Annotated in this window: 17 protein-coding genes; 6 read left to right on the forward strand and 11 right to left on the reverse strand. The window is 42.7% G+C overall.

Annotation, left to right across the window (positions count from 1 at the left end; all coding sequences use genetic code 11):
• Window positions 1–24 precede the first annotated feature (24 nt).
• On the forward strand, window positions 25–1485 hold the full coding sequence (locus AC59IL_RS06715) for a M20/M25/M40 family metallo-hydrolase (RefSeq protein WP_496551332.1): 1461 nt from the start codon (window positions 25–27) through the stop codon (window positions 1483–1485).
• A gap of 39 nt (window positions 1486–1524) precedes the next feature.
• Here the strand turns inward: AC59IL_RS06715 and AC59IL_RS06720 are convergent, their stop codons facing one another.
• Window positions 1525–2691 carry an MFS transporter gene (locus tag AC59IL_RS06720; protein ID WP_496551333.1) on the reverse strand — a complete coding sequence of 389 codons (1167 nt, stop codon included), beginning with the start codon at window positions 2689–2691 and terminating at the stop codon, window positions 1525–1527.
• Between the two features lie 105 nt (window positions 2692–2796).
• Window positions 2797–3681, reverse strand: coding sequence for a helix-turn-helix domain-containing protein (locus tag AC59IL_RS06725; RefSeq protein WP_496551334.1), 885 nt, complete (start codon window positions 3679–3681; stop codon window positions 2797–2799).
• 497 nt (window positions 3682–4178) lie between these two features.
• On the opposite strand from AC59IL_RS06725, the gene AC59IL_RS06730 reads away from it, so the two are divergent.
• The 5 genes from AC59IL_RS06730 to AC59IL_RS06750 all read left to right on the forward strand — a co-directional run bounded on the left by AC59IL_RS06730 (window position 4179) and on the right by AC59IL_RS06750 (window position 11386).
• Window positions 4179–5642, forward strand: a complete 1464-nt coding sequence (locus AC59IL_RS06730) for a TolC family protein (RefSeq protein ID WP_496551335.1) — start codon at window positions 4179–4181, stop codon at window positions 5640–5642.
• 159 nt (window positions 5643–5801) lie between these two features.
• The gene (locus AC59IL_RS06735; protein WP_496551336.1) at window positions 5802–9113 is read left to right on the forward strand and encodes an efflux RND transporter permease subunit; all 3312 of its coding nucleotides are present in this window, start codon (window positions 5802–5804) and stop codon (window positions 9111–9113) included.
• A gap of 41 nt (window positions 9114–9154) precedes the next feature.
• Complete coding sequence (locus tag AC59IL_RS06740) at window positions 9155–10309, forward strand: efflux RND transporter periplasmic adaptor subunit (RefSeq protein ID WP_496551337.1); 1155 nt, start codon at window positions 9155–9157, stop codon at window positions 10307–10309.
• A gap of 31 nt (window positions 10310–10340) precedes the next feature.
• Window positions 10341–11099 (forward strand): MBL fold metallo-hydrolase, encoded by a 759-nt coding sequence (locus AC59IL_RS06745; protein ID WP_496551338.1) that lies wholly within the window; start codon window positions 10341–10343, stop codon window positions 11097–11099.
• 92 nt (window positions 11100–11191) lie between these two features.
• Window positions 11192–11386, forward strand: coding sequence for a hypothetical protein (locus AC59IL_RS06750; protein WP_496551339.1), 195 nt, complete (start codon window positions 11192–11194; stop codon window positions 11384–11386).
• A 62-nt stretch (window positions 11387–11448) separates the two neighbouring features.
• On the opposite strand, the gene AC59IL_RS06755 is transcribed toward AC59IL_RS06750, so the two are convergent.
• The 9 genes from AC59IL_RS06755 to AC59IL_RS06795 all read right to left on the reverse strand — a co-directional run bounded on the left by AC59IL_RS06755 (window position 11449) and on the right by AC59IL_RS06795 (window position 18352).
• Window positions 11449–11757, reverse strand: a complete 309-nt coding sequence (locus AC59IL_RS06755) for a phosphoribosylpyrophosphate synthetase (protein ID WP_496551340.1) — start codon at window positions 11755–11757, stop codon at window positions 11449–11451.
• A gap of 24 nt (window positions 11758–11781) precedes the next feature.
• The gene (locus AC59IL_RS06760; protein ID WP_496551341.1) at window positions 11782–12075 is read right to left on the reverse strand and encodes a GNAT family N-acetyltransferase; all 294 of its coding nucleotides are present in this window, start codon (window positions 12073–12075) and stop codon (window positions 11782–11784) included.
• 3 nt (window positions 12076–12078) lie between these two features.
• On the reverse strand, window positions 12079–12705 hold the full coding sequence (locus AC59IL_RS06765; RefSeq protein WP_496551342.1) for an alpha/beta hydrolase: 627 nt from the start codon (window positions 12703–12705) through the stop codon (window positions 12079–12081).
• A gap of 14 nt (window positions 12706–12719) precedes the next feature.
• Window positions 12720–13658 (reverse strand): ring-cleaving dioxygenase, encoded by a 939-nt coding sequence (locus tag AC59IL_RS06770; RefSeq protein ID WP_496551343.1) that lies wholly within the window; start codon window positions 13656–13658, stop codon window positions 12720–12722.
• A 65-nt stretch (window positions 13659–13723) separates the two neighbouring features.
• The gene (locus AC59IL_RS06775; protein WP_496551344.1) at window positions 13724–14257 is read right to left on the reverse strand and encodes a YceI family protein; all 534 of its coding nucleotides are present in this window, start codon (window positions 14255–14257) and stop codon (window positions 13724–13726) included.
• A 239-nt stretch (window positions 14258–14496) separates the two neighbouring features.
• Complete coding sequence (locus tag AC59IL_RS06780; protein WP_496551345.1) at window positions 14497–15036, reverse strand: YceI family protein; 540 nt, start codon at window positions 15034–15036, stop codon at window positions 14497–14499.
• A gap of 117 nt (window positions 15037–15153) precedes the next feature.
• Window positions 15154–16257, reverse strand: coding sequence for a serine hydrolase domain-containing protein (locus AC59IL_RS06785; RefSeq protein ID WP_496551346.1), 1104 nt, complete (start codon window positions 16255–16257; stop codon window positions 15154–15156).
• Between the two features lie 14 nt (window positions 16258–16271).
• On the reverse strand, window positions 16272–17144 hold the full coding sequence (locus AC59IL_RS06790; protein WP_496551347.1) for an AraC family transcriptional regulator: 873 nt from the start codon (window positions 17142–17144) through the stop codon (window positions 16272–16274).
• A gap of 53 nt (window positions 17145–17197) precedes the next feature.
• Complete coding sequence (locus AC59IL_RS06795) at window positions 17198–18352, reverse strand: hypothetical protein (protein WP_496551348.1); 1155 nt, start codon at window positions 18350–18352, stop codon at window positions 17198–17200.
• Between the last annotated feature and the right edge of the window lies 1 nt (window position 18353).

Genomic DNA, 18353 nt, shown 5'->3' on the forward strand with positions numbered 1-18353 from the left:
CTTTCAACCAACAACTGTCCTTTCATGATCAAAAAAATAGTCATTTGGTTTAGCCTGGCTGCATTCCTGTTAATTGTTATTCTGCTAGTTAATACTTTTCGAGCAAAGCCCTGGCCGGTAAAAAACACAAACACAACGCTACAACCTTTGCCCGATTCGGCCATACAACATATGAGCCGGGCAGTTCAGTTACCAACCATTTCTATAAGTGAAACAGCTCCTGTAGATACCGCCGCATTTGCAAAATTTGGTTTTTTTATTGAACAATCTTATCCGCTGGTTCACCGGCATCTTACCAAAACAGTCATTAATCAGTTTTCATATGTTTTTGAATGGAAAGGACAACATGCTGAAAAGCCGCCGGTTATTCTCATGGGGCATTATGATGTAGTGCCAGTAGAAGCCGGTGCCGTAAGTCAGTGGAAGCAACCGCCATTCAGTGGAGCTGTTAAGGATAGCTGTATCTGGGGGCGTGGTTCGCTCGATGATAAGTGTGGTGTGATTTCGATACTCGAAGCAGCAGAAGCTATGTTGCGGAAGGGGTTTGTACCTGACCGTACTATTTATCTTTGTTTTGGACATGATGAAGAGATACGCGGCCGCAATGCTATGGATGTAGTACAATACCTGCAGCAAAAAAATGTACATGCCGAAATGGTGCTTGATGAAGGTGGAGCAATTACCGAACAAAAAGCAAAAGAAATTAATCGTCCGATTGCGGCTATAGGAGTGGCTGAAAAAGGATATGCTTCCTTTGAGCTATCTGTACAAAAAGAAGGAAGCCATTCTTCGATGCCGGATAAAGAAACTGCAATAGATATACTTGCTGTTGCATTATGCAACTTAAGAAGCCATACGCCGCCTGCAACCATTACGCCACCGGTAAGGGAATTTTTAGGCCGTATCAGTTCTTCTTCCAATAATTTCTTTCACCGGCTCGCAGGCGCCAATATGTGGTTGTTTGAAGGGGTTTCAAAAAGAGTGCTCTCTTTACAATCCGAAGGCAGCGCTATGATACATACAACCATTGTTCCCGTTATTATCGAAAGCGGTGTTAAAGAGAATGTAATACCAACAAATGCAAAAGCAATAATAAACACCAGGATTCTTCCCGGTGAAACAAGTCAAACGGTAGCCGATTTTATTCGCAATGCGATTCACGACAACAGAGTAAAAATTAAAAAGATCAGCAAATTGGGTTCAGAACCTTCGTCAATTACCAGTACCTCATCGGCTGCTTTTAAAAGAGTTGAAAGTGCTGTTTGTAAGATCATTCCCAATGTTATACCTACTCCTTATTTAAATATAGGAGCTACCGATTCAAGGCATTACCGGAAAATATCAAACGGTGTAGTGAATTTTTTACCCATGACCGACGGTAAGGGAATTCATGGCATCGATGAAAGATTGCCGCTGCGCGATTTGCAGCGGAGTATTAATTTCTATATGACCATTATTGAAGAGAGCAATAAGGAATTCAGGTGATACGGATAAGGAATTGGGTCATGATGCATCGTCTGTTGCTCATTGCTTTAGCTCCTCTTGTTCCTTGTCGCGTGTATCCTGGGCTTTAACCAGCCACGTTATCAATGCACCAAACAAAGCGATGATGGCAAATGACCAGCGCAGGTTAAATTGTTCTGCTATAAAGCCAACCATCGGGGGCACAATCAGAAAACCAAAATAACCGATGGTAGATACACCGGCAATGGCGGGGCCGCCACTCATATGTTTTACTTTGCCTGCCATGCTGAACACCATTGGCACCACACACGATACACCAAAGCCAGTCATCATAAAACCCAAACCGGCGGTAATAGTATAGGGCAGAAGGGAAGCTAATAATAAACCGATGCATATAAACAGGCCGCTGTATTTGAGCATGGCTTTAATGCCGATGCTATTGGCCAGCCTGTCGCCGGTAAACCGGCCCAACGTCATAGAAACCATGTACACGACAAAACCGGCAGTAGCCATTTCTTTCGATGCATGTACCGCTTTTTTCAGGTAAATGGCGCTCCAGTCGTACATAGTGCCTTCGCAGGCCATCGAGGCAAAACAAATGAAACCCAATTTCAGCAAAGCTTTGTCGGGCAAACGAAATGCTTTTTTTTGTACGCGTTCGTGTGGTTTTGGACGTTGGTGTACAGTATTTTTGAAGAACAATGCGCAAAGGGTGGTCAAAAAAATAGCCGCTGCCAGAAAGTGCCACGAAGGTGCAATGCTCAGTGACACGGCCACCAAACCCACGCCCGCTGCCAAAAAACCTGCTACGCTCCATATACCATGAAATGTGGCAATGATCGAACGGTTGTACAAAGCCTGTACACCGATCGACTGTGCATTGGCCGAAATGTTGAACAGGTTACGCGATGATCCGAAGAAGAATAATAACACTACCAGTTGCCAGGTGTGTTCAACAAAACCAACCATACACAACATGATATTAAACAGTACGGCCCCCGTCATCATAATATAGCGGCTGCTGAAGCGTCTTAATAAAGAACCGGTAACCGGTAAGGTGCACATCATGCCGGCCGGCATAGCAAATAATACGGCGCCCAGTTGTGCTTCGTTTAAATGAAGATTTTGCTGAATGGTAGGAATGCGCGAGGCCCATGATGAAAATCCAAATCCTGAAACAAAAAAGAAAACAGCAGTAGCTATACGAGCCTTAAGAGCACTATCCATGGTAATGATTCGCTTATAAATATTTATGGGTTAAGCTAATTGTTACCTGTTACCGGTTTCCGGGTTTCCCGGTAACCGGCAACTGGCAACCGGCAACCGTATTACTCAGGCAGTTGCGGCAGCTATCGATTTGCGATTGTATATAACCTGCTTACGATAACCAGTGGGGCTAATGCCTTTGTATTTTTTAAAGATGCGGTTTAAATGGCTTTCGTCGGTGAAGTTTAATTCAAAGGCAATTTCGTTAATGCGCATATCGCTGTGCAGTAATCTTGTTTCAACCAGCTTTAGTTTGTGGCTGGTAATGTATTGCTGCAATGATTCTCCGGTATGCTTTTTAAAATATTCGCTAAGATAGTTTACAGATATCTGAAAAGTGGTTGCAATTTGTTCGGCTTTTAACAGCTCGGGTTTATATATATTGGCCTGCACATAATGAATGATTTTCAACGTAGTTTCATCGTTATTGGCATCAACCTGAATGCTGTTGGGGAGATTGATGTAAATGTTGCGGGCTACAATAGAAATAAGGGTGCTAATGATCTGGTGTACGATCTCCTGGTGATAAGGTTCTTTATTGATGTGCTCTTTTATAATTCCTTCTATCAACGCTTTTACCAGCACCCGGTCGCTCATGCCTTTTAAAATACAACCGGGCGAATGCGTGGTATTATGAAATATAAACTCCAGTTTTTTTATCCATTCGTTTTGTCCGTGTTGTTCATTTTGCGATCTGAAATAAATATCGTTGAACCGGATAACGAAAAATTTGGTAGTGGTTTTAACTGTGAGTTTATGAAAGTCCTGCGGCGTGAGTAAAAACAGATTCTCCTTTTTGTATTCGAACTTGTTTTTGTTGATGCAGTGCGTACCGGTACCATCAATAATATATACCAGCTCAAAGAAGTTATGTTTGTGAGTTGGTTTAAGGCATTCGTCTGTTTCTTTATACACTATTTCAAAAGGCTGATGCAGGTTCTCGGTATTCATGCCTGTAAAAATACTGAATAAACCTGCAATTGTACAAACAAAATGGGTAGTTGATCATCATGGCAAAAGTTTAGCAATTAAAAATCAATTAAAACAAAAAGGCGGCGCCAATCTTTGTTTTTTATAAATGTTTGTTTGAATTTTATAATGCCGTAGTTATGAAGCAACCTACCTTTGCTGTGAAGCATTGAGGAACAGATTCACGCTATTTTATTGGGGGATTTGCAAAGCATTAACGACGGTACTTGTAATTGTACAGAATAAACCCAAAATTGTACAAGGGAATATTCGGTATAGCCCCGCAACTTTACATCTCTAACGTGAACATATGCATCAAGGTAAAGCCTGAGCGATAAGGACCAGCTCAACAGGAATCAGGCTACATGATTATTTCTGCAAACGAAATGCTGCCATTAAAATAAGATTAAAAAGATAAGCACGAACCATCTGAAAAGGAAGGACTGCTTCATTGTTAACGCTCAATTAACAAGGTGACCATGCTCTTATTCGAAAAGGAAAAAGAATCAACAGCTGTTACTTACAGAACCACAAGTTACAGATCGGCGACACCCATTATCACTATCATAGTATTGATATTGTTTATGTGCCAGGCGCCGGCCATAGCCCAGGAACCGCGCCCCCTGCTGCTTTCAGAAGCTATTAGTACAGGGCTTAATAAATACCAGAGTATTCAGGCAAAACGCAATTACCTCGGTGCTTCTACGGCGCTTGTTCAAAATACCCGTAATGAATATTTGCCTAATGTAATTGCATCGGTACAACAGGATTATGGCACCATCAACGGCCAGTACGGACCGGTTAGCGGTTTTGGCGGCCTGGGCGTTGCCTCGTCGGGACCCGTAAGCAGTTCGCAGAACTGGAATGCCGCATTCGGCTCATTGTATGTAGTGAATACCAACTGGGAGTTTTTCACTTTCGGGCGTCTGCATTCAAAAATTACGCTGGCCAATGCGCAGGTGCAAAAAGATTCAGCCGATCTGTTACAGGAACAGTTTGTGCACAGTGTAAAAATTTCCGGCGCTTACCTCACCCTGCTTACAGCCCAAAAACTGGTGCAGAATGCACAGGCCAATCTCGACAGGGCCATGTCGGTACAACAGGTAGTAGCTGCACGTACCCGTAGCGGTTTAAATGCAGGGGTTGATTCTTCTATCGCCAATGCCGAAGTAAGTCGTGCAAGACTGTCATTGATCGATGCCCGCAATGCCGAATTGCAAATACGCAACCAGCTGGCGCAGTTACTGAATGTAACGCCGGTGGCATTTAGTTTAGACACTACTTTCTTCAACAACATTCCGTCGCAGGTAAATACCACTGTTGCGGTTGCCCAAAATCCGCAGGTGAAATTTTATCAAACACGCATCAATCAAAGTGATGTGGCTACGGCTTATCTTAAGAAAAGCATTTTACCCGGAGTGAATTTGTTCGGCATATTTCAAACCCGCGGTTCGGGTTTTGACTATAATTACTCACCCGTTACAGATGGTAAATATTCAGGAAGTTATTTAGATGGTGCTAAACCCACCCGCAGCAATTACCTGGCAGGTGTGACCATTGCCTGGAACATCATGAGCATTGCTAAAATTAAACAACAGGTAAAGGCACAGCAACTGGTGACCGAAGGATTACGAAATGAATATGATCAGGTAACCACACAGCTGCAGGACCAGCTAATATTGGCCGATCAGCGTATCGACAACAGTCTGCAAAGTGTGCACGAGGTACCGCAACAATACAAAGCGGCCGCCGATGCCTGGGTGCAAAAAAGTGTATTGTATAAAAACGGATTGACCAATATAGTAGACCTGCAGCAGGCGCTGTATGCATTGAACAGGGCCGAAACCGACAGAAGCGTAGCTTATATCAATGTATGGCAGGCCCTGTTGCTGAAAGCCGCTGCCTCGGGTGATTTTGATTTGTTTGTGAAGCAGGTGAAGTAGGTCAATGGTCAATGGGCAATGGTCAATAGGCAATGGGCAACAGGCAATAGGCAATGTTTTCAGCGTTTTGCGTTACGCGTTGAGCGTTCCGTGTTACGCATTCGGCGTTTTGCGTTCAGCGTTTTGCGTTTAGCGTTCAGCATTTAAATAGTTTATTTTATGAATCTTATCAGATTAGCTTTACGAAAACCGATAACGATACTGGTACTGGTAGCGGGATTGTTCTTTTTTGGTGTAAATGCCGTGCGTAATATCAAAATAGATATTTTCCCTTCGCTCGATCTGCCGGTTATTTATATCTCACACCCGTTTGGTGGTTATACCCCCACTCAAATGGAGGCGTTCTTTGGCAAAGCATACGTGAACCTGTTATTATATGTATCCGGCGTAAAAAGCATTGAAACAAAAAATATACAGGGACTAACGTTAATGAAGCTTAGCTTTTATCCAGGCACCAATATGGCGCAGGCTGCTGCAGAAGTAAGCGCTTATTGTAACAGGGCACAGGCCATCTTTCCACCGGGTTCGCAACCGCCGTTCATCATGCGGTTCGATGCCAGTACATTACCGGTTGGACAGCTGGTATTGACCAGCCCCACGCGCTCAAACAACGAACTGCTCGACCTGGCCAACGTGTATGTGCGGTCGTCATTTACAGCTATTCCCGGTCTGGTGTCGCCTGCTCCCTTTGGCGGTAACGTACGTACCGTAGTTATAAAAGCCGATCCCGAATTAATGCGTGCGCATAACCTTACACCCGATCAGCTGGTACAGGCTATTCGTATAAACAATCAAACCTCGCCATCGGGTAATGTGCGCATCGACGACAAAAATTATATTACGCCTACCAACACCACTATAAAAACAATAAAAGATTTTGAAAATATACCGTTGTTCAAAGGCGGGGTGCAAAACCTGTATCTGCGTGATGTGGCTACGGTAGAAGATGGCGCCGATATTACCAGCAGCTATGCATTGGTAAATGGAAAAAGATCGGTTTACATGCCTATCACCAAAAGCGCCGACGCCAGTACCTGGGAAGTGGTGCAGAACCTGAAAAAAGCATTGCCGCGTTTTCAGGCCCAGTTGCCCGATGATGTAAAGCTGTCGTATGAATTTGATCAAAGCGTATATGTTATCAATTCCGTTAAAAGTTTAATAAGCGAAGGCGTTATTGGCGCTATTCTTACCGGGTTAATGGTGTTGTTGTTTTTACGTGATCCTAGAGGCGCGCTGATTGTAATACTCACCATTCCCACATCAATTATTTCAGGTGTATTGTTTTTATCGTTGTTTCATCAAACCATCAACATCATGACGTTAAGCGGTTTGTCGCTCGCCATTGGTATACTGGTCGATGAAAGTACGGTAACCATTGAAAATATACACCAGCATTTTGCCATGGGCAAATCCAAAGCCATGGCCATATGGGACGCGTGTAAGGAAATAGCTTTTCCCAAATTGCTTATTCTGCTTTGTATACTGGCGGTTTTTGCGCCTGCCTTTACCATGAAGGGTATACCGGGCTCCCTGTTTTTGCCCCTGGCGCTGGCCATCGCTTTTTCAATGATCATTTCATACCTGCTGGCGCAAACATTTGTGCCAATATTGGCCAACTGGATCATGAAAGCGCATCACAAAAAAAATGAGGGGGTAAATACTGCCGGCGTTGCAACCGGCCCCGGTCAGGATACCTGGGACCAAAAGAAAATGCTGCTGCAGAACCCCGATAATAATAAAACCGGTTTTGAAAAACTGCGTGCAAGGTTCCTGCGGTTTTTAGACAGAATAATGCCTTATCGCAAACCGTTGGTGATAGCTTATATAGTATTGGTGAGCGGCGCTGCTGTTTTATTGTTATCGAATATCGGTCGCGATGTATTGCCACGCACCAATTCAGGACAGTTTCAGGTACGGTTACGCGCACCCGAGGGCACCCGTATCGAGCGCACCGAAGGCATGATGATCAAAACGCTCGATGCCCTCGATGAACTGGTGGGTAAAAAGAATATTGCTGTTACTTCGGCTTTTATTGGTCAGCACCCGGGTTTGTTTAGCACCAGCCCCATTTACCTGTTCATGAGCGGCCCGCAGGAAGCTATTTTACAGGTACAGCTGGCCGAAGATTATAAAACAGATATCGACGATCTGAAAGAAAAGATCAGGCAGAAGATCAAAACCATTATGCCCGATGTGAAGCTGTCGTTTGAGCCCATTCAGTTAACAGATAAAATTTTAAGTCAGGGTTCGCCTACGCCTATTGAAATACGGGTATCGGGCAGAAACAAAAAACTGAATGAAGAATTTGCCGGAAAGGTAATAGACAAGCTGAAACAAATTCCTTATCTGCGTGATGTGCAACTGGGGCAGTCGACCAAATATCCTGCGATCAATATCAATATCGACAGAACAAGAGCGGCACAGCTGGGTGTTGATGTTTCAGATATATCGCGTTCGCTCATTACTTCTACTTCATCATCGCGCTACACCGAAAAAAATATCTGGGTTGATGAAAAATCGAACCTCGCGTACAGCGTACAGGTGGTGGTGCCCGAAAACAAAATGACGAGCGTTGGTAATATTGGCGAAATACCGGTATTGAGCAATTCACCGCGCCCCGTATTAAGTGATGTGGCCACCATACAACCCGATATTACCTATGGCGAAAACGACAATGTGGGAGCGCTGCCCATGCTTACGGTTACAGCCAATTTACATAAAACCGATCTGGGTACAGCCACCCGCGATATACAAAAAGCGCTTCAGTCGATCGGCGAATTACCGCGCGGCTTAAGCATCGAGTCGAAAGGATTGAGTGAAGTATTGACTGATACGCTTGATAGTTTACAGGGCGGATTAGTGGTTGCCATTGTAGTGATCTTTTTAATGCTGGCTGCCAATTTTCAGTCGTTTAAAGTATCGACGGTGATACTGGCTACCATACCGGCAGTGGTATTGGGCTCGCTGGTTATGTTACTGTTAACCGGTTCAACGCTTAACCTGCAATCGTATATGGGTATTATCATGTCGGTTGGGGTATCGATCGCCAACTCGGTTTTACTTATTACCAATGCCGAGCACCTGCGCATGCATAATGGCAATGCCCGCGAGTCGGCAAAGGAAGCCGCAGCTTTGCGGTTACGGCCGATATTGATGACCACCATTGCCATGGTGGCCGGTATGATACCCATGGCTTCGGGTTTAGGCGAAGGGGGAGATCAGGCATCGCCGTTAGGCCGTGCAGTGATCGGCGGATTGATCGCTTCTACCTTTGCGGCCCTGTTTATTTTGCCGATGGTATTTACCTGGATGCAAGGCAAAGCATCTACCCAGTCGGTTTCGCTCGACCCCGAGGATAAGGAAAGTAAATTTTATCAGGAACCGGCAACCGTACAAAGTCAATCGGCAAATGGTAACCGGGATGCGGAAGCCGTTGCATGGGAAAAGCAAAACCCCGGCATGAAAAACTAAGCAATAATTAATTTTGTATCGAATCACAGAAAACAGCCTATATGCAATTGAGAAATTTAATTCATAAAACAATGAGCGGCATTGTAAACAGCCGGCTTATGATAGCCGGGGCAGCGCTTGCTGTTATTTTGCAAAGCTGCAGTTCATCAAATGGCGAAACTACCGGTAATAAAATAGCTGCTTCGGTTGTAACAGCAACAGAAGTGGTTTCCCTGCAAAAAGGCAGGTTGTCGTCTTCATTGCAGATCCCCGGCGAACTGATCGCATTTCAGCAGGTTGATTTGTATGCCAAGGAGAACAGCTTTGTAAAAAAATTATATGTTGATGTTGGCTCTGAAGTAAAAGCCGGGCAATTACTGGCCTTCATGGAAGCGCCCGAGCTGAACTCGCAGGTTACGGCAGCACAGTCGAGATTGAAATCTGCAGAGGCCATCTATGTAGCAAGCAAATCGAATTACGACCGCCTGCTCGAAACCAGCAAAACGCCCGGTACCATTTCGCAAAACGATCTTGACCAGGCGCTGGCTAAAAAGAATTCTGATTATGCGCAATGGGATGCGGCAAAGGCTACTTACAACGAAATCATCGACAGAAAAAATTACCTTGAAATAAGGGCTCCGTTCAATGGCGTTATCACCACGCGTAATGCCAATCCCGGCGCGTATGTAGGACCTTCGGGCAAGGGCTCAGAATTTCCGTTGTTCACTTTGCAGGAACAAAAGAAACTGCGTTTGGTAATTTTTGTTCCCGAAGCATATACCGGTTATCTGAATCAGCAGGATAAGGTGAATTTTAATGTGAATGCATTTCCGAACCAACCATTTACCGCACAGGTAAAAAGGCTGGCCGGTGCGCTGGATAACCGTCTTCGTTCGCAACGGATAGAAATGGATGTTACGAATGAGAACAAAAAATTGTTACCGGGCATGGTAGCCAATGTGCAGATTCCTTTATCAACGAAAGACAGCACCTGGATTGTTCCCAAAACCGCCGTGGTAAGTTCGCAGGAAAGAGTTTTTGTGGTAAGGGTGGTGAATGGCAAGGCAGAATGGGTAGATGTAAAAAAAGGACGTGAAACCGATGGTAAATTGGAGGTGTACGGTGATCTTTCAACCGGCGATAATATTGTAAAACAGGCGAGTGAAGAAGTGCGGAACGGATCTTCAATAGTAATAAAGGAAGCAGCAGGTAAGTAGTACGTTGTAAGTAGTAAGTAATAAGTCCGATATGTTATCAACCGAAATTAAAATAAAATACATTGGCGGGCCTACCGCATTGTTTGAAGTGGGTGGTTTGCGTTTTTTAACCGATCCTACTTTTGATGCCAAAGGATCTGAATACAAAACAAACATATATACGCTGCGTAAGTTAGCAGATCCAACTATCGATACCGGTCATATTGGAAATATCGACTTTGTATTACTCAGTCACGATCATCACTTCGATAACCTCGATAATGAAGGCAGGCATTTACTGGCAAAGGCAGATACGGTATATACCACCATTGCAGGCGCTGAACGGTTAGGAGGTAATGCGGTAGGATTGGCAAACTGGCAAACTATTGAGATAGCGGCAAAAGACGGACGTATATTAACAATAACCGGTACGCCCTGCCGGCATGGGCCGGTTAATGGAGACCGTGGGCCGGTTACCGGATTTGTTTTACAATGGAAAAATGAAAATACCGGGGCTGTATACATTACCGGCGACACTGTTTGGTATGAAGGGGTAGAAGCCGTTGGCCGCCGTTTCGATATTGGCACTGTTGTGCTGTTTTTAGGCGCGGCTGTTGTAAATGCAGTAGGTCCTGATCATTTAACCATGACGGTTGAGGAGGGTGTAAAAGCAGCGCAATATTTCAGCAATGCGCAGATTGTGCCTTTGCATTTTGAAGGATGGGAACATTTTACAGAATCCATCCCCGAAATAGAAAGCGCCTTTGAAAAAGCGGGCTTATTGCACCGGCTGCAATGGGCGGCTTCGTGAAGCAGAAAACCCACAGAACATATGTGCATTTGTTTTCATGCGATTTTTTCAATAATAATTCTTACTTTAAATTTTTATTGAAAAGAATCGCTATGAAAGAAAAAAAATTGCTTCTTGGTTTGATGTGTATTACGGGTGCTGTATTAGCTGCTATTAAACTTACCAAACTCTTATTAACGCACGAACAATCAGGAGTATCCCAATATATTTTTGCGATTATAATTACTCTTATATGTGCCTTTAGTTTTTTCAGGCAGTATAAAAGGGAGAAAGATGCCAGTCATTAATGAGCGCGAATGGTCAATCGTGAATATTCACCATTGACCATTCACCATTGACCATTCACCATTCACGATTTAATCCTCTCTTTCAACTGTTTCAGAAATTCTATATTGTCATCATCCATATTGGCGCCGTAACCGCTTACCAGAATGCCTAACCGGCCGTTGGGCGCTTCAATGCCATATACCACCGCCTCATCGGCGGGATCGGAAGGTCCTTCAAAGCGGTACAGTTCTTTTATTTCAAAATCGTCGTGTTTGAATTGTTCGTTCGAACCTTCACAGATCAGCTGGTTATTGCGAATATTGAAGTCATATTTATATCCCCGCTTTTTCAGATCCTGAACAGCTTCGGTTATGGTATCGTAGGAATACATGGTAGTGTAGTTTTGTTGAATGTATTAATTCGGTTGCCATAAATCGGCATATTGTTCGGGATGCCGTTTGAATTGCGCCAGCACATACGGACATAAGGGGATTACCTTCAATCCGTTTTCGCGTGCATATGCTACCATTGTTTCAAGCAATTTTTTAGCCAAACCTTTTCCTTCGGCTTTGGCCACCACTTCGGTATGATAAACGGTCAGGTGGTTGTGTGCTATGCTGATAGCCATTTCGCCCAATTGTTCTTCTCCATCCAGCATATAAAAACCACCTTTCCCGTTTTCATCGAGCTTTAATGTCACATCATCCATATATTATTGCTTTAAAGCAAAGATAAATTCATTCACCTGATTAATTTCATCCTGGCTGATGGTATGCCCCATGTTTTTATAGATCTTCTTTGTAACATCGGCATTCATTTTTAGTAATATATCTTCGGTGGCAATTACTCTTTCAACCGGTACATGCGGATCAGGATCGCTGGTACCGATAAATACCGGTGTTGCCGAAAAATCACCTTTGTAATTTTCATTGTATATTTTATCGCCGATCAAACCGCCTGTAAAGGCTACCACACCACCATACTTTGTTGCATTGCGGGTAACATACTCCAGTGTTAAACACGCTCCCTGCGAAAAGCCCAGCCAATAAATATTTTCTTCGGCAATGCCTTTGGCTTTTACATCGGCTACTACTTCTTTCAACAGCGCCAGGGCCGACACCAGCCAGGGCTCATTTTCTTTTACCGGCGCCATAAATGAATACGGGTACCAGGTGTTATTGGTAGCCTGTGGCGCCAGTAACGCAAAATCATTGACCTGTAAATAAGCAGAAAGACCCAGAATATCTTCTGCACTGCCGCCACGGCCATGTACCATGATCAGCGCTTTTGTCGCTTCTTCCAGGTCTTTACCTGCATGTATAATTTGTTTTTTATGCATGTGTTATTGTTATATTATTGAACCAGTTTGGGTAACACTTTTTCTATGGTCGAACGCTCCGGTTCATACTGCTGAGGCAGTTTTAAATGCATACCCAACTCGTTCACGTTTTCATCAATCGAAAATCCCGGGTTATCGGTGGCTATTTCAAACAATACGCCGCCGGGCTCACGGAAATAAAGCGAGTAAAAATAATTGCGGTCAATTTTAGGCGTTATATTAAACCCGCGGCTCAATATCTTTTCCCTGAACGTTTGCTGCACTTCTTCATTTTTTACCCTGAATGCCACGTGGTGATTGGTACCTCCCGCAACAAGCCCCGGTTTTTCAGTGGGCGATTCTACCAGGTCAACAATACCGGCATTTTCAATGCTGTCTGTCACAAACCGGTACCGGTTCCCTTCCTGTTTCAACAGTTTATAACCAAATATATCGGTAAGGATGGTGGCCGTAGGCTGAATATCTCTTTCTATAAGCGCGATGCTGTGAAAGCCTTTTGCGGCCACATTCGATTTAATATCACCGGTTTCCCAGGCCGGCCGGTTATCGCTATTAGCCGCAACGATCAACTGTAAATTCAATCCGTCGGGATCTTCGAAAGGAAGTACCGCTTCGCCAAATTCTTCAATCACTTTTCCATGCGATACGCCATATTCAGTAAAACGATCTTTCCAGAAATCAAGGCTGCCTTCGGGTACTGAGTAACCGATGTTGGTGGCCATACCGGTACCTACGCGACCGGGTTTTACATGCGTCCACGGAAAAAAGGTAAGTATAGTGCCCGGTGTGCCGTGTTCATTGCCATAATAAAAATGGTAAGTGCCGGGATCATCGAAATTCACTGTTTTTTTCACGAGTCGCAAACCAAGCACTTTCGAATAAAAATCATAGTTGCGCTGGGCTTCACCGGCAATAGCGGTGATGTGATGTATGCCCAAAATTTTATTGTCCATAACTTTAATTGTTTTGTTTGTTCAGCCGTGCTACGGTTCCGAATTGTGGCACGGCTTGCAATGACTTATGCCTGCTTCACCAATTGTATCTCTCCATGAAATTTAATATCGTCGCTTACTACTATATTTCCTGCTTCAGTAACTGCATCCCAGGTTAAGCCAAATTCCTTTCTGCTTATTTTGCCATTTACGGTAAACCCTGCTTTGGTTTGACCATAGGGATCCACCACAATTCCACCCGGTTCAACATTCAATACTATACTTTTCGTGTGATCCTGAATGGTAAGATCGCCATACAATTTAGCGCCTTCGCCATTGGCTTCATACTTTGTGCTTTTAAACAGAACCTGGCTGTATTTGGCGGCATCAAAAAAATCAGCCGATTTCAGGTGATTATTTCTTTGCTCGTTATTGGTGTCGATTGAATTTACATCTATTTCAACATTTATATTACCGGGTTTGCTGAAATCGTTGCCTTCGGTTTCGGCTACTACATTAAAGTTCCTGAATTGTCCGGTAACTGTGCTAATCATCAGGTGTTTTACTTTAAAAGTAATTTCGCTGTGTACAGGATCGAGCGTCCATTTAATCGTTGACATTGTTATTTGTTTTTTTGTTTGTTATTAATTTTTACTCCACAAATTTCCAACGAAAACGGGTGCCGGAGAATAGTGATATAATGGAATCTGTTGTATATTTTATGGTAAGCAGGAAGTTGTAAGTAGTAAGTAGTAAGTTTTAAGTAATAAGTAATAAGTAATAAGTGAAAAACAGCCAATAAGCCAACAGGCGACAGGAATCCTTCGCTATGTACTTAAAACTTATAACTTACTACTTATTACAGTTTTAGCAACTGCAGGTCGCAATGCACTTTTACTTCGTCGCTGAGGAGTAATCCATTTGTATCGAACCATTGGTTCCAGGTGATATGAAAATCTTTTCGGTTTAATACAGCATCCATTTCAAAACCGGCTTTGGTATTGCCGAGTGGGTCGGAGCAGGTGCCCAGGAACCGGGCGGTGAAGGCATATTCCTGCACCACATCTTTTACAGATAATAATCCTTTAATATGGATATCGCTGTTTTGTACCGATACGCTGGTTGAGTTAAATTGTATGGTGGGGTATTGTTTGGCATCGAAGAAGTCGGCCGATCGTAAATGATTATCGCGCTCTTCGTTACCCGTGTATAATGATTGGGTATATATAGTAAGTTGTATGGTACAATTGCTGAAATCGCTTTGTTCACTCACCACAATGCCTTCAAACTCCCTGAACCAGCCCGAAACGGCGGTGATCAGCAGGTATTTTGCATCGAACCTGATCTTTGTATGAACAGGATCGATGGCCCAGGTTGTTTGTTTTGTTTGCGTTTCCATAACTATTTACATTATTCAAAATAACAGAAAAACTAATTTAAAGGCAATTGATGGATGAGGGAACCTGATGTATAATTCATGGTAAGCCGGTTCAAAACCGTGGCACGGCTACTTTGCTCAAGGCTTTGACGCATTCGTGACTTTGTCAAGATAGAATTGAAGGCGTTTGATTTCCTCTCTGCCCCGGTTTTTATCATTAAAAAAACAGGTAGCCACAACAACCATATCCAGGTCGGGAATTACAGCAATCAATTGACCGCCGGCTCCACTGGCAATATAGGCCTGATGTTCGTTTGTTTTTCTTCTCCACCAATAATATCCATAGCCATTGGCATTGGGTATTACATCCCAATAGTTTAATATAGCATGTTGTTCAGTAGATTCTTTCACCCATTCTTTCGTTAGTACCTGCTTATTGCCAACCTTTCCTTCATGCAAATAAATTAATCCAAACCGTAACAAATCACGTGGAGTCATAAACATTTCAGAGCAACCAACATAGCGCCCAACCGGATCAACGTCCCAACGTTGCAATGTAATGCCTGCCGGATCGAATAAGTTTGTTTTTGCAAATAATTTCAGGTCGGTTCGAACTGCTTTAGCCAATGCTGCCGAAAAAACAGAAGTAGCTGCAGAACAATAAACAAACTTTGTTCCGGGTGTATCTGCAAAAGCAAGATCAAGTGTAAATTTTACCGGATCTGAGGAATTGATAAAAGCATTGACCAATTGTCCGAAATCATTCCATTCAAATCCCGGTTGCATGGTGAGCAGGTGCTTAAGGGTAAGCTGGCGCCTTATGTTGTCATTTCTTACTTTTTCATTAGAAAACCAAACCGCAGATGAGATGTGGTTGGTTTGTTTAAATTCAGGAAAAAAAGAAAGCACCGGTTTATTTAAATCGGGTAATAATTTTTTTTCATGGGCAATTCCGGCTAATGCCGACACCACACTTTTGGTAATTGATTTAATATTGAATGAAGTTGCTGCCGAAGCTTCATGAAAGTAACCTTCGTGCACAATGGCATTATGCGACCATACTATGAATGAACCAAGGCATGGGATGCTATCGGCCAGTTCTTTATCAAGATCTGTAAAAAAGTCAGCACTAAAGCCGGCGCTTTCAGCACCCATTACCGGTAGCTGATTGCGTATAGCTTGTGCATTAACTGAGATATTAATAAAAAGAATCGTAAATAAGCAAATTAATAAACGGATCATAATGGTGTATGGTTTTACTCTTTTACACTCTTAGCCCTGAAATCGCTAAAACTTTCGCCGGCTGCATTTTTGAAGAACTTGCTGAAATGGGCCGTGTCGTCAAAACCTAACTGCCAGGCAATTTCTTTCATGGTAACATTCGAATAAACAGCCTGCCGTTTTGCTTCCAGTATAATACGTTGCTGAATATGGTGACTGGCCGGAAAACCGGTTACTTTTTTCACCACTTCATTCAGGTAATTGGGCGTTACGGCCAGTTCACCGGCATAATCGGTTACCATTTTTTTGGTGGTAAAATTCTTTTCAACCATAGCGAAAAAATGTTTAACCAGGTCGATGCTTTTTGAATGGGCTTCGGTTTCGGGCGGTCTTTCGTACTGGCGGGTAAGGTAAATGAGAAATATTTTCAGAAAGCCGCGTAAAATTTCTGCCCGTAATAAAAAAAAGTTGCTGAACTCCTTCACCATTTTTGCCACCGCATCTTCCATTTCGGCGCTGGTTGCTGAGTTTACTTTAATAACCGGTGAGGTGGAAAATGTATAAAAAAGACCTGTATTGAATAACAGATCGTAGTTTTCTTCGGCGGCGCCGAGAAATTCGGCCATAAAAGAAATTACGTAGCCTTCGGCCTCTCCTGTGGTAGTAAGCTGATGTACCTGGCCGGGCGTAATGCAATACACGGTGTTGTCCTGCAATTCGAATTTTTCGAGATCGATCAAATGCGTGCCTGTGCCTTTTTTCACCCAGATGATCACAAAATAATTGTGCCGGTGCGGAACAGCATTTTGCTGCCAGCGGTTCTGGTGTACCCATTCCATGGTATGTATCTCGAAAGGTACATTTACAACTGATTTCTTCAGCTCAAGTAAAGGATTGGTAACCGGCATCTTATTAAAATAGACGCCAATAATAAATATTTTTTGGCACTTATGGCGATTGTTTATATTTTAAAAAACTGAGTGTTGTTTTTTGCAAAAACCTGGCTGTTAAAATCGTATGGTTGGTTTTGAATATTGTAAACATCTTTAATTGGTTCATATATTTTTAGATATTCATCGTATTGATCTTTAAATAAACTGAACCATTTTAATCCTTCCTCTTTAAAAGGTTTAAATTCATCAAATACATCGATCGATAGTTTAAATTTTTGCATGTAAAAAACAAATCTTCCCTTCGTTTCATGAAGCAGGTTAGCAGGCAAATTTGAGTCTTCCATGCATTTTATGAGGGTATTGATTATTCCGATGTAGGTAAACAGCCCGTGAAATCGCAGGTATATGGTATTGTGTTCCCAGTCATCGCCTGTAACCTGAGAAAAAGGAGTACTATAGTCACAGTTAAACAATATCTTTTTTGATTGAAAAGTTAAAGTGAAAAAGATAACATGTGATCCTTCGTGAGAAATATGGTCAACAAAAAATATTTCGTTGTCCCAATCATGCACATTCAAAAAGATCATATTTTGAGCAGACAAGGTTGCAAATGAATTTTGCTTTTCGGAGCAAAAAAGCATTATTTTTTTTACGCTTTTTTTAATAAGTTTAAAAAGCCCGGGATTGTTTTGCTGCAGTAATGTTAGCGCTTTATTTACAGAATTTATATGCCGGCTATAGATATTATCAATAATAATGTCGCTTTCATGGGTTCCCTGCTTAACGAAAATCGATTCAAGTAGCGGATGCTGATATTTTACTATTTCTATTCCATGATCAACAATTAACAGCGGTTCGTAGGTATAATCCAGCACCTTTTCTCCGAGCTTTAATGTTATGTTGTTCACGTTTGTTTCAAAAGTGATTTTTTGGTTTGGCTGATTGGTTTTAAAATAGCCTGTAACCGGTATATATAGTACTCCCTGTGAATTTGAGAAAACCTCTATTGATGTTTTTTTTTCCTTTTCGTATCCGTAAATAATGCAATCCAGCCACTTATCATCATTCTGGCTTAAATATCTGAATAATAAAGGTTCTTCATATATAGTATCATCATTAAAATCAAGTCTTTCAAATATGTCGTTATGTCGATTATAGAGTAATTGCTTTATAGTATCAATTACTATTACATGAGCATTGTCATAATCGGAATAATTGTTCATA

The sequence above is a fragment of the Niastella sp. sgz303648 genome (assembly GCF_059587045.1).